The 13,142-nt window shown below is 44.4% G+C and carries 13 protein-coding genes and 1 pseudogene; 4 read left to right on the forward strand and 10 right to left on the reverse strand.

Annotated elements, in window-relative coordinates:
- The first annotated feature begins 40 nt into the window (after positions 1-40).
- The 3 genes from BO225_RS02810 to BO225_RS02820 all read left to right on the forward strand — a co-directional run bounded on the left by BO225_RS02810 (position 41) and on the right by BO225_RS02820 (position 2,416).
- Positions 41-337 (forward strand): hypothetical protein, encoded by a 297-nt coding sequence (locus tag BO225_RS02810; RefSeq protein WP_076340764.1) that lies wholly within the window; start codon positions 41-43, stop codon positions 335-337.
- A gap of 76 nt (positions 338-413) precedes the next feature.
- Positions 414-1,274: a hypothetical protein gene (locus tag BO225_RS02815; protein WP_076340765.1), complete on the forward strand. Its 861-nt coding sequence runs from the start codon at positions 414-416 to the stop codon at positions 1,272-1,274.
- Positions 1,275-1,384: 110 nt separating this feature from the next.
- Positions 1,385-2,416: a 3-deoxy-7-phosphoheptulonate synthase gene (locus BO225_RS02820; RefSeq protein ID WP_076340766.1), complete on the forward strand. Its 1,032-nt coding sequence runs from the start codon at positions 1,385-1,387 to the stop codon at positions 2,414-2,416.
- Here the strand turns inward: BO225_RS02820 and BO225_RS02825 are convergent.
- The 10 genes and pseudogenes from BO225_RS02825 to BO225_RS02870 form a co-directional block, all read right to left on the reverse strand.
- Positions 2,388-2,924, reverse strand: coding sequence for a phosphatase PAP2 family protein (locus BO225_RS02825; protein WP_076340767.1), 537 nt, complete (start codon positions 2,922-2,924; stop codon positions 2,388-2,390). The genes BO225_RS02820 and BO225_RS02825 overlap by 29 nt on opposite strands.
- Positions 2,921-3,187: a hypothetical protein gene (locus BO225_RS02830; protein ID WP_076340768.1), complete on the reverse strand. Its 267-nt coding sequence runs from the start codon at positions 3,185-3,187 to the stop codon at positions 2,921-2,923. Before BO225_RS02830 ends, BO225_RS02825 begins: the two co-directional genes overlap by 4 nt.
- A gap of 87 nt (positions 3,188-3,274) precedes the next feature.
- Positions 3,275-4,360: a DUF871 domain-containing protein gene (locus BO225_RS02835; protein WP_076340769.1), complete on the reverse strand. Its 1,086-nt coding sequence runs from the start codon at positions 4,358-4,360 to the stop codon at positions 3,275-3,277.
- 4 nt (positions 4,361-4,364) lie between these two features.
- Positions 4,365-5,756, reverse strand: a pseudogene (locus BO225_RS02840) (PTS sugar transporter subunit IIC).
- A gap of 153 nt (positions 5,757-5,909) precedes the next feature.
- Positions 5,910-6,461 (reverse strand): rubrerythrin family protein, encoded by a 552-nt coding sequence (locus tag BO225_RS02845; RefSeq protein WP_076340770.1) that lies wholly within the window; start codon positions 6,459-6,461, stop codon positions 5,910-5,912.
- Positions 6,462-6,531: 70 nt separating this feature from the next.
- The gene (locus BO225_RS02850) at positions 6,532-6,921 is read right to left on the reverse strand and encodes an inorganic diphosphatase (RefSeq protein WP_076340771.1); all 390 of its coding nucleotides are present in this window, start codon (positions 6,919-6,921) and stop codon (positions 6,532-6,534) included.
- 150 nt (positions 6,922-7,071) lie between these two features.
- Positions 7,072-7,395: a MupG family TIM beta-alpha barrel fold protein gene (locus BO225_RS02855; RefSeq protein ID WP_076340772.1), complete on the reverse strand. Its 324-nt coding sequence runs from the start codon at positions 7,393-7,395 to the stop codon at positions 7,072-7,074.
- A 179-nt stretch (positions 7,396-7,574) separates the two neighbouring features.
- A complete protein-coding gene (locus BO225_RS02860) occupies positions 7,575-8,531 on the reverse strand; it encodes a carbohydrate kinase family protein (RefSeq protein ID WP_076340773.1) in 957 nt (318 codons plus the stop codon).
- The gene (locus BO225_RS02865) at positions 8,500-9,957 is read right to left on the reverse strand and encodes a glycoside hydrolase family 32 protein (RefSeq protein WP_076340774.1); all 1,458 of its coding nucleotides are present in this window, start codon (positions 9,955-9,957) and stop codon (positions 8,500-8,502) included. Before BO225_RS02865 ends, BO225_RS02860 begins: the two co-directional genes overlap by 32 nt.
- A 12-nt stretch (positions 9,958-9,969) precedes the next feature.
- A complete protein-coding gene (locus BO225_RS02870; protein ID WP_233120276.1) occupies positions 9,970-11,961 on the reverse strand; it encodes a sucrose-specific PTS transporter subunit IIBC in 1,992 nt (663 codons plus the stop codon).
- 145 nt (positions 11,962-12,106) lie between these two features.
- Between BO225_RS02870 and BO225_RS02875 the strand changes: the two genes are divergently transcribed.
- The gene (locus BO225_RS02875) at positions 12,107-13,129 is read left to right on the forward strand and encodes a LacI family DNA-binding transcriptional regulator (RefSeq protein WP_076340805.1); all 1,023 of its coding nucleotides are present in this window, start codon (positions 12,107-12,109) and stop codon (positions 13,127-13,129) included.
- Positions 13,130-13,142: the final 13 nt, after the last annotated feature.

The raw sequence follows: 13,142 nt of genomic DNA on the forward strand, positions 1-13,142 counted from the left end.
ACTGTATTATTTTAAAATATTAGTATAAAGGGGGCCCATTATGGAACAAGAACAAATCATGAATGATCGAAACAACGACAAGCTTAGAAACCGTTTTTTCAAGATCGCTTACATCCTCTTCGTCCTCGCCTTCAACGCTTTGCTTTTCTTTCTTAGAGAGCACGGTTTCGCCTGGGAAGCAAGCGTCTTTTCGTACCTTTTCTTAACGATCCTTTCCGTACTTTGGCCAGCGTATCTCTATTTCAAGACAAAAAACAAAGAGAACTTGCTGCTGATCGTGTTCGCCTTGGCAATTTGGGGTCTACCTCTCCTTTCTACGCTCACGAAAGGACGTTGACCTTTAAGCGAGAAGAGTGTCCCTTTTGAAACTTCGAGTTCACTTCTCTATACTGAACGTACAGGGAGGTCACTCTATGAAATTTTATAAATCACTTCTCGTTTTAGGAAGTTTCTTTTTATTGGCCGGCTGCGCGCAACAAGAAAAACTCACGTCGATCTCGCTCGATCCGGAAGCCGACAAAGTCCTTGTCAATACGGACACCGACATCCGGATCACGACCGATCCAAAAAACATTCAGCTGACAGATTCTGATTTCGCCACTTTAGGCGCAAATATTTCTGTCGACAAAGACAATGCGGAGTTTTCCGCTTCCAAACCAGGCGTCTATACCGTTAAAGCAAGCAAAAATGGCATCACGAGCAATACGGTCAAGATCACCGTTGTCCAAGAAAAAAGCGAGCTTGCTCAAGTAACGGTCCCAAAAAAGCAAACAAAACCAACCACTGAAGAAAACGTCGTCAATGAAACCCAAAACGATGTCAATATTCAAGTGAATGAAGAAACCGATAGTACGCAGATCCCGCAGACAAGCGCGCCAAGTCAAGATATAAGCAGTACGGCGCCAAGCCAAAGCGGTACGAGCCAAAATGACGCGAGTCAAAGCACGCAACCATCTTCCTCGAGCGATGATTCGCAAACAAAGGATGACCAGACGAGCCAAAATGATCAAAAATCAAACACATACGTTCCGCCAAAAGCAGATCCAAACGCGCTCGATCCAGCCACCGTGCTCAAAGACCCAGACCAATACGTTGGCCAATCGCTCACGTTAGTCGGTGATCTCAACGCGAAAGGAACCGCGCTCGATGGACTCGATTTGACCGGTTTGAACGTAAAGATCCACTCTGTTCCTGCCCAGCTGACAGGCACATTGGAAAAACAAAGCGACGGAAGCTATGTGCTCGATGTGAACAGCTACGCCCAAGTACAATAAAATGAAAGAAGCGATCCATAAAAAGATCGCTTTTTTTCATCGTTTTCATTCTTTTCAAATTTGTTTCATTCCCGTATAATCTACGAGTGTGTAAAGCGAGGTAATAACTAATGGCATTCAAAATAAATCATGAACTCCCTTCTCCGGATGTATTGAAGGAACTTGTTCCTCTTAGCGAAGAGGCCAAAGAAGTCAAACGAGCAAGAGATGAAGAGATCAAAGATGTCTTTACCGGAAAATCCGACAAATTCATCGTGATCGTCGGTCCATGTTCCGCCGACAATCCAGACACCGTTCTAGAATACGTACATCGTTTAAAAGATCTGAATGAAAAAGTAAACGACAAATTGGTTTTGATTCCGCGCGTTTATACAAACAAACCAAGAACGACGGGCGATGGCTATAAAGGAATGCTCCATCAGCCCGATCCCAACGAAAACCCAGATTTATTGGCTGGCATCTTAGCGATCCGTAAAATGCATCTGCAGATCTTAGAAGAAACAGGCTTGTCGGCCGCCGATGAAATGTTGTACCCAAGCAACCGCGATTATCTCGACGATCTGCTCAGCTACGAAGCTGTCGGCGCGCGCTCGGTCGAAAACCAGCAGCACCGCCTTGTCGCTAGCGGGGCCGATATTCCTGTCGGTATGAAAAATCCAACAAGTGGTGATCTAAGCGTCATGATCAATTCCGTCACAGCCGCTCAGCACCCTCATAACTTTATTCATCGCATGTATGATGTCGAATCGACCGGCAATCCGCTCGCTCATACGATATTAAGAGGGGGCGTAGATAAATTTGGGACCGCCATCCCGAATTATCACTATGAAGACTTGATGCGCCTATACAATGAATATCAAAAAACTTCATTAAAAAACCCGGCTGTGATCGTGGATTGCAACCACTACAACTCGGGCAAAAAATATAAAGAACAGATCCGGATCGCCAAAGAGATCTTGCACTCCCGCAACTATGATCCGCGGCTCAAAGAACTCGTCAAAGGCTTGATGATCGAAAGCTATCTTGAAGAAGGGCGTCAAGACATTTGCGAAACGATGATCCCAGGAAAATCGATCACCGACCCATGCTTAGGCTGGGAAGATACAGAACAGCTCATTCTTGAGATCTATGAGAAATGTTGAACCATTTCTCTTTTTTTATGCAAAAATACGCAAGATAGCTTCCAATCGCCGCCGAAACGATCCCACCCAAAATATCGGTTGGATAATGCGCTCCCAAATACATTCTTGAAAAGCCAACGAGAAGTCCATACATCAAACCAGCCCATATCCAGCCTTTCTTTTTTTGCCAAACTAGCATCCAAAACACGGAAAAAGCCGCTGCCGTATGCGAAGAAGGAAAGGAAGAGCCTCCAGGAACCGGTCCGATCAAATGCAGGACATCGTATTGCATGAACGGTCGGATGCGTGAAAAAAAAGGTTTGATCCCGTAGGAATTCAACAAAAAACAAACAAGATACGAAACAAACAGGCTGATTCCTATTTTCCGCGTCTTTTTAAATCCACACAAAACCAGCAAGAAGACAGGCAAGAGCCAAACCGAATCCGAAATCGCCTGCATGATTTCATTCATCCAAGAAGAACGCAAGTTTTCTTGGATCCAATACAAGATCTGTCCATCCAAGCTCATAAGGAACGCCTCCTCCAAGCATAATATTCTTCGTCTTTCTTTTCATCGATTCCTTCTTCGCTTTGCGAAAGCACGAACGTATTGTTGGAAAAAAGCGATACAAAATCCGTTGGCGTAAGGCAAGAATGCCATTGATCGGAAACAAGCTGATACATCTTCCCCTTTTTTTGAACGAGCGTTCTTGACTCGATCATTTGAAGCACGTGTCCTTGTTCTAGCCAATACATCGCTTTTTCGATCCTCATCGTATCTATTTGATCCATAAATTACTCCAATTCTAATTAAGTGTATCATACTCTCCTCCAAACGTGTAAGAAAGAAAAAAGACCCCGAACGAGGTCCTTTCTATCTTAGTAAATGAGTTTAAATGTACACCAGGCATCTAAATAATCAAGGAGGATCTGCTCTTCTTCTTGAATATGTCCCACTACATTTTTTCTTCCATCGTTTGGCATATCTTGAAGGACGATATGGAGCTCTCCTTTATATCGATCGTAAAGTTCGTTGACGATCACGACATCGCCTCGCTTAAGATCCTTCGTATTCTTTGGAGGAATAGAAGCGTTCTTGAACGTTCTTCGAGGTGCGGTGCTCCTAGCCGCGTACGGATTTCTATCCCCTCTCACTTCATGGATATGTTCGAACAAGATCTTCTTTTCCACTTCTTCTAAATCTTTTTCGCATTCGACTTTGATGCCAAGCACATTTGGATCGATTTGCGAAAGCGCTTCGAGCTCCTTGTCGGATGGAAAACAATTGGCGATCAGCACATCGTCGACAAGTCCGGTCGCGAACAAATGACGGGCTTGCAAATCGATGGGCAGATCCCGATGCATTTCGAGCGTGCATAATCCTTCGTTAACATTCCATGGCCCAAACGCGTCGGGTTCTTGACTGGAAATAAATGCGGCAATCGGCAATCCAAGATGACGAATCGCTCGAGAAGTTTTATAAAAAGTTTCAAACGATAAGCCCGAATAGCGCTGTGGATAAAAATTATGGCATGTCAGCAAAAAGTCAAGGTTCGGCTTGTAACTTACGATATTCTCGATCGCCTGGTTATCCATGGAAGCATTCAGCTCGATCTTGAAACGTTGGGGATTATAGGTCATTTTAGCTTCTCGATGCCCATCAAATCCTTCATCGAGCCGAATGCCGTCGGCATGGATCTCTTCAAAAAACGAGAGATCATCATAGGCGATATCTAAGCGATCGAACACATAAGGGGCAACATCTAAGATGACTTCCATATCGTTTTGGTGAGCGTGATCGATAAGTTCCTTGAATTCAGCTTTGATTTCTTCCTTTGGCTTATTCACGGAAAGAAGGCAAGTAAAGATGCGTCGAAACCCGCAGTGGGAAGCCAGATCGATATACTCCTTGTTTCTTTGTAACGAGGCGTGTTCAGGATAGATCGAGATTCCTAATCGTTTCATCGTTTTAATCCACCTCTTTCATTCGATTGGCCAAGATCACAAATGGCGCCCAGATCAAGAACGATAACCCAAGATTGAGCAGCGAAACAAGTCCAGCTAGAAGATTGCCACCCGTTCCTAAAAACGCATAGATCCCCACTGGCATCACCCACGGCACTTGCACATAGACTGGAGGGATCATTCCCGAAGCGGTAAACAAATAGGCGACAAGCGTGCAGATCGGTGGAACGATGAGCCAAGGAATAAAGTAGATCGGATTCAATACGATCGGAAGCCCAAAGATCACGGGCTCATTGATGTTGAACAAGCCCATTGGAGCGGAAAGCTTGGCGACTTCACGCACATCTTTTCGTTTCGAGAAGACAAAGATCGCGATCAGCAATCCTAACGTGACGCCTGCCCCTCCCATTTGCGAGTAGGCGGGAAAAGAGCCTTGCGTCCAAATATAAGGCATTCCTTGAGTCGTTCGATGTTGTTCAAAATAGGCAAGGTCTTCCAGCAAGGCTGGCGTGTAGACACCAAGCACGAATGGATCGAGGATATTGGAGCCATGCAATCCAAAAAACCAAAGCACTTGAACCAAGAAAGAGACAAGAATCGCGCTAAACATATTTTGCGACAAGCCCATGAGCGGGGCTTGAAGCCATTATTGGATGAGCTCGTTTGGATACATCCCGCCCCAGGCCACACAACATTGGGTAATAATGGCAAATACATAGATCGCGATACAGCCAGGAATGATGGCCGCGAACGAATGACTCACGGCTGGCGGAACGTTTTCGGGCATTTTGATCGTGATGTTGGCTTGCATGAGCTTGATGTAGATCATCGATGAAACAAGCCCCACGATCAAAGCGGTAAACAAACCAGTCGCTCCAGTGTAGGCGCTTCCTAAATATCCCCATTGCGTTACGGCAAGGCTGACTGTGTCTTCTTTTGCGATCGCGTCGACGCCTAAGGCCTGCAGCGCGGATACGTTCGATGGATCGACTTGCTCGAGCACAAGATCGAAGACGGCGCTTTGATTCATACATGTGACAACGGCAGAAAAGGCGATCACGCCTCCAGCGATCGGGTTGACATCATACGCTTTTGCCAAATGATAGCCTAGCGAGAACGCGAAGGCTAAAGCAAGAATCGTGATCGATCCAAAATATACGCTACCGTTCACTTTGATGAGCGGATCCATCATCGCGGTAAACGAGTTTCCATCTCCCCACCAGGAATTTGGCAAATCGCGAACGAACACGTTGAGCAACACAGAGATGCTTCCGACCATCGTGATCGGCATGATGGCGATAAAACCATCACGAATGGCGACAAGGTGTTTTTGGTTGCCGATCTTGGCGGCAACAGGCATAAAATGTTCTTGCATCCAATCTAAAAATCCATGCATAAAATAAAAATCCTTTCTATCGATTATTTTTAGTTCTGAATGGATTTAAACATGAAAGCGCTTTAGAATCTATTGGTACGACCGAAAATATTCAATCTATTGTATATTGTATATTTAAACGTATACAAAAAAAGAGCGAAGAAATTCTTCGCTCTAGCAATCGTAATCGATCAATTGTTGGAAGTTTGCTTGTGGGTTTTGGCAAACAGGGCATTTGATTGGCGCTTCTTTGGCTTCGCAAATGTATCCGCACTTCAAGCACATCCATTTTACTGGTTCATCGCGTTTGAAGACAGTTCCCGATTGAACTTGGTCAAGCATCGCTTGGTAACGATCTCTATGATGATGTTCGATATTTCCGACTTCACGGAATAAACGGGCGATTTCGGTGTTTCCTTCTGCTTCCGCTTCTTCTGCGAATGTTTTATACATCGTATCCCACTCATAGTTTTCACCAGCCCAAGCATCAATCAAATTTTGTTCTGTGTTTGGAATGGATCCACCATGCAATGCTTTGAACCACATTCTCGCATGTTCGTTTTCATTGCCAGACGTTTGTCTAAAAATATTGCCAATGACTTTATACCCTTCTTTATCGGCTTGCAAAGAATACCAATAATACTTGATACAAGCCATTACTTCACCTTGAAGCGCGGTTTTTAAATTGGCGATCGTTTTTTCGCCTTTAAGATCTACATCAAACATTTTGATTACCTCCATGTAGTTTCATTGTAGTCTTTCATGGAGACCAAAACAAAAAGAACGCTCGAATAAATCAATCGCTCGCCGCCCAAGATGGCATTTCTTTGCCACGGCGCACTAAGATCGCCTTTTGAAATTGGGTCTGGTTCAAAAATTGAAGGATCTTTTCCGTTTCTTTTTCAGTACAGCCGACAAGAAGTTTGACTTCGCAGTCTTTCTTTAAAATATCCGCCGAAATAGCGATCGCTTTCACATACGATTCATGCAGGGTCCCTTTAAAAACATCGATCGGCGCTTGATCCGATCCAACCGTATCGGATAGAAAGCCATAATCCACAGGATACACTAAGTTGGAATACTTGAAATGCGAAGTACCTTTCGGCCGATCGATCGTGCAGGAACAGGATAAAAGAAGTGTATCCAGCTTTTGCCAAAAATACACATTATTCTCTAATTCTTTCATTCTTCCTCCTTAACAATTCACTCAGTTTCATTATTATACATCTTTTTTGAAAATTTTTCATCCATCTGAAACATTTTATTTCAACTTGAAGAATCATATCCTCTCGCTTTCCAAAACAAAGGCCTTCTCTACTGAAAAGGCCAAAACACATCATTTAACATTCTTATTCGGGATCATTTCGACATCCATCCGCAAAATGTCGATTCCCATTTCTTTAAAAACGGAAAGATCGTCGTAATTGGCTCCGTTCTGCTCAAAAAACATTGTGTTGACATCGCCATCCACAACATAGCCAAGATCATGCGCGATCTTGGTGAGTTCTTGAAAATATTGAATGATTTCTTCTTTTGTTCCATCGACCGAAAAAATCGAGGTAAACAGATAATCGAAGCCATACTTGGCTCCCATTTTTAAATACGCTTCGATCTGTTCTTTGCTTTCTTGTTCCGGATATAAGCTGAGTCCTAATTTCATAAAATTCTCCTCCATTTTTCCATTATAAAGGATGTTCTTTCCAAAAAATGAAGAATGGATTTCCTAGCCGTCTGCTTCATTTTGCTTTTTTTCGATTGAATGGTGGATGGCGAGCGCTTATTTTCTTTTCTTCTTGGTCACAAAAAAAGACGTGGGATTCACGCCTTTTCCGCTTTTCTTTATGGTTGTTTGAATGTTTCGATATATTGGTCCACTTCTTCCATCGTTGGCATCGATTTCAGGGCGCCGATCCGCGTCGTGACGATCGAGGCGGCCGCATTGGCATGAACGAGCATATCGGCCAGCTTTTCTTCATCAAAATCTTCAAATGGCGTCTCGCATAAATAAGAGAGGCATACACCACAGAACGTATCGCCCGCTCCTGTCGTATCGCAGGTGTTGCGATTCAAGAACGCATCTTTGTAGACATGATGACCATTGCAGTAGACTTGCGCTCCTTTCGGTCCAGAAGTCACCAAGATCATTTTGATCTTATAGTTGTCCTGCAGCTCTTTTACGCCTTCTTCGATCGTTTCTTTTCCAGTCATGAATTTGAGTTCTTCATCTTCGATCTTGAGAAAATCACATAAAGCGCAGCCCGCTTTCATTTGTTCTCTCGCTTCGTTGAGATCACTCCATAACGGAGGACGCAAGTTTGGATCAAAGGAAATGATCGCTCCATGCTCTTTGGCGCAGGCGATCGCTTTTTTTGTCGCTTCGCGCACGCCTTCATGCGTCATGCTCAATGTTCCAAAGTGGAAGATCTTCGAGTCCTTGATCAAGTCTAGATCGACCTCTTCTTCTTTGAGCATCATATCCGCGCCAGGGTTGCGGTAAAACGAGAAGTCTCGATCTCCGGTTTCATCGAATTTTACGAACGCGAGCGTCGTGCGGACTTCAGGATCCATCACTAAGCCGGATGCGTCGATGCCAATTTCTTCGATCACCGATTTTAACTGATTGCCAAACATATCGTCGCCGACTTTGCCAATAAAGGCCGTCTTCTTTCCCGCTTTATTGAGCATGGCTAGCACATTGCATGGAGCTCCGCCCGGATTGCCTTCGAAGGTGTTTATATCCTGTTGCGCAAAATCGATCAATAATTCACCAAGTGCTGTTACGTCTTTCGTTTTCATTTCCCTCTCCTTTTTCCTCTTCTTCTCTTTCGATCGTATAATGGTCCATCGTTCGAACTTGGAGTTCCATGGACCGATCTATAGCGATCGAATTCATTTTCATACTATCATAGATTCTTGTCGTTAGCGCATATTCTCCGTTATTTATAAAGATTTCCAGGCTTGATGTATCACTAAATAGATCAATCGTATGAATTTGTTTTATTTCGATATGACGTTGATCTCGGCCATAACCAGAATCTCCTAAGGAAAAGGTAAGCAATCCATCTTGATACTGTAGGCAAGCGTCTTCCCTAAGATCGATACGGAATGAATCAGCGTCGATCGCAAACGTTGCATGAAAACAAGGTGTTTTCACATCATACAACTCGTTCGCTTTTAACGTTCCTTGATACAGATCCTTTTGTAAGGAAAGGACTTCTTCGATCGGAAATTGATACAAGCGATCTTGTTCGAACCATAATTTTCTTGGCAAAGTCAATGCGTGCTGCCATCCCTTTTCAACGGTAGGATTGGTATAGTCGACATCGGGCAAGCCCATCCAGCCGATCAAAATCCTTCTGCCTTTCGCGTCTTGATACGTTTGTGGCGCGTAAAAATCAAAACCATGATCCAATTCTGTAAATTCGGAGAGTGTCATTTGATCTTCTAGCTCACCCTGAACGAGAAAGTAGCCATTTTGATACAAATTTTCGTAGCGATAGCCTTCTTGTTCCACACCTTGCGGGCATGTGAGCAGCACTTTTTTTCCATCCAATTCAAAGAGGTCGGGGCATTCCCACATATAGCCAAACGGTTCGTCTTTTTCTAAACGGGCATGGAATGTCCAATCGTTCAAATTTAAAGAGCGATACACTAAGATCAATCCTCGATCTTCTCGCGTTCGAGCGCCAAGCACCATATAATACGTTCCATTTTCTTCATAGATTTTCGGATCTCGAACATGACAACTCATATCTTGTGGATAGTCTTCGTTTTTCATGACATTTCGCTTTTCAGAAAATGTGATTCCATCTTGTGAAGTAAAGGTGTTCACATAGTGGCCGCGCCCTTGATAAATATAATCGTGATCTCCTTCAAATTTGATATTTCCTGTATAAAAGAAGTGGATCGTATCCTCTTTGATCATTGCGCTTCCAGAATAGACGCCATCGCGATCTAGCGCTGTATCTGGCACGAGATCGATCGGATGTGAAACAAAAGTTTTCCAGTCTTTTGTTGAATAGTGACCCCATCCTTTTTGTCCTCCTTTTGGCTCAAGCGGAGAATATTGATAAAAGATATGGGTGATCCCGTCTTTTTCACAAAGACCATTCGGATCGTTGAGCCATCCAACTGGCGGCATTAAATGATACGAAAGCCGCCATGGATCGCTGGCAGCTTCATGCATCTGCGCTCGTTCATATTGATTCCAAAAATTTTTCATTGTCTTCCTTCCTTAAGCGAGTTTGAGCATTTCTTGTCTTGAGCTCACCGTTTCTTCATGGAGCGCTTCGAATTCTTTTCCGTTCGTGATAAGCACTGGCGTTTCTATGGATAGACCAGCATCTTTGATCATCTGCAGATCGATCTGCATCAAAACTTGTCCAGCGCGCACTTCGTCTCCATCTTTGACACAAACTTCAAATGGCTTTCCTTCTAGACTTACGGTATCCAAGCCTACATGGATCAAGATCTCTTCTCCATTTTCTCCTTGTAGACCAATGGCGTGTTTGGTCGGGAACACCATCATGACTTTTCCGTTGACTGGAGATAGAAGCGTGCCCTCTTCGGGTATGATCACGACGCCATCACCCATCGCTTTCGAAGCGAACATCGCATCCGAACATGCGCTGATCGGACGAACCGAACCGCTCATTGGAGCGTATAAAACGTTAGGTTGCGCATCCAAAAGCGTGATTTCATCGTGGGCTTTTACTTTCTTGGATGGTTCTAATTCTTCTTGCGCGAATTTTTTCATCAAGATCACGGTCATAATCGCGCTCGTAAGAATGGAAATTCCTAAGCCGATCGCAAAATTCAGCCAACTTTGTGGCGCGATCGAAATGATGCCTGGCAAACCAGCCGCACCCATCGCCAAAGCGAGTGTTTTTGTTCCCGCGATCCAGGCTGAACCAGCTGCTGAACCGATGATCGCCGCGTAGAATGGATATTTCAGTTTCAAAGTCACACCAAACATAGCTGGTTCTGTAATTCCAAGGAGCGCTGAAATACCCGAAGCGGTGCATAAAGATTTTAATTTTTCGTTTTTAGTCAAGAAGAGCACGGTAAGTACCGCAGCTCCTTGAGCGACATTGTTCATCGAGGCGATCGGGAAGATAAAAGAGCCGCCCGTCGTTTCGGATGCCGCGATCAGTTGCGTTTCGATCGCCGAGAAGGAGTGATGCATTCCGGTAATGGTGATTGGCGCGTACAACAATCCAAAGATCGCTCCGCCTAAGAAGCCTAGCGTCGAGTAGAGCCATGACAATCCAAAGGCCAGCAAATCGCCCGCTTCTCTAAGAAGTGGTCCTACAAACAAGAATGTAAGAGCGGCCGTGATCAATACGGAAAGAAGCGGAGTCGACAAGTTGTCGAGCCAGCTAGGCGTCACTTTGTGGAGTCGTTTTTCAATATTGGCTAAGATCCACGAAACCGCAAGAACGGGCAGCACAGTTCCTTGATAACCGATCGCTTCTACGCTTAAGCCAAACCAATTCCAGGTCGGAATCGTTTCTGCTGAAGCGAGCGAATACGCGTTGAGCAGATCAGGATGGACCATGATCATTCCCATGGCCGCCCCTAGATACGGGTTGCCGCCAAACTTTTTCGTCGCTGAAAACCCGATCAGCACAGGCAAGAACGTGAACGGAGCAGCCGCACACATGTTGATGAAGGTGGCGATGCCTGCCATCGCCGGGAACAAGTCGATGATCGATTTTCCTTCAACAAACAAACCTTGGGCGGTCAATACGTTGTTGAGTCCCATCAACAAACCGCCAGCGACGATCGCTGGAATGATCGGAACAAAAATATCCGAAAGCACTTTGACGGTCCGCATGAGCGGATTGCCTTTTTTCTCTTCCGCTTCTTCCACTTTCGTTTCAGAGGCTCCTAATCCGGTTTGGTTCAAGACTTCCGCCGTGACAAGATTCACGGTTCCGGAACCAAAGATGACTTGATATTGATCATTCGCCAAAAATACCCCTTTGACTTGGTCGACGTCGCTGAGCTCGTCTTCGTTGACTAGATCGTAGTTTTTGAGTTTCATCCTAAGTCGAGTCGCGCAATGCATAGCTGAAACGATGTTTTCTTTGCCACCAACATATTGAATGACTTGTGAAGCGATTTTGATGTTTCCATACCTTTCTTTCTCCTCTTTCTTTTTTTTGGTACCCTTATGGTCTTTATATGGAACCGATTTCATATCTATATGATAGTTTTGTTCCATATATTTGTCAATCATTTTTTTGTAAACGATTTCTAAGCAAAAAAGATCGATTAAACATGGAACAATCCCATATTTATTCACAAATTTTATGGAACAGTTCCATATTTTACTTGAAACTAGTATCGATCAATTCTATAATGTAAGCATGAATCAGAAACGTATCACAATGAAGGAAATCGCCATAGAGGCGGGTGTGGCGAAAAGCACAGTCTCCCGCTATTTCAATGGTGGATATGTGAAAGAAGAGACTAGAGAAAAGATCCGGAAAGTCATTGAAGCGCATCATTACGAGCCTAGCGCGGCCGCTTCGAATTTAAAGGCGAAAGAAACGAAAACGATCGGCGTGATCGCTCCAACGATCGACTCCAACACTTCTTCCCGGTTGCTGACGAGCATGAACGCCTACTTAAAAGAAAAAGGCTACACGGTCATCTTGATCGATACCAATCATGATATAAACGACGAGATCCGATCGATCCAATATTTTGAAAGTCTTCGCGTGGATGGGATCATTCTCGTAGCGACCAACATCAACTTGATCCATCAAAAACTCGTCCATGAATCGCAGATCCCGATCTTGATCGTGGCTCAGCATTTTAAAAACGGGTTTTCGATCATCTACGATGATTATCGAGCTGGCTATACAGCTGGCGAATATGCGGCAAAAATGGGCCATGAAAACATTTTGTATCTCGGTGTCAACCGGGTGGATGAGGCGGTCGGCGTTCAAAGACGAAAAGGAGTGATCGAAGCGCTTGAAGAACATCAAGTGCCCCGCATCCATACGCGAGAGACGGATTTCTCGTTTTCAAAAGCGCGCAAAGTGATCCGCCATTATTTAAAAGATCACCATCCGACTATGATCATTGCGGCCACAGACAATCTAGCGCTCGCTTGTTATAAGGAGATCACAGAAAAAGGCTTGAAGGTGCCCGAAGATATTTCTTTGATCGGTTTTGGAGGCTACGAGGTCAGCGAACTGCTCACGCCTTCCTTATGTACGATCCGCTTTGATTACAAGCTGGCTGGCCAAATGGCTGGTTCTACGATCTTGTCGCTGATCAAAAAAGAGCCGGTCGCCACGACACAAGTAATCGGATTTGAATTGATCCATGGCCAAAGCGTGAAAAATCGACGAAAAAAAAGCCTCTCTTCAACGACAAGTTGATCGAGAGGTTTTT

Origin of the sequence: Dubosiella newyorkensis, from assembly GCF_001945605.1 — a bacterium.
GTDB lineage: Bacteria > Bacillota_I > Bacilli_A > Erysipelotrichales > Erysipelotrichaceae > Dubosiella > Dubosiella newyorkensis.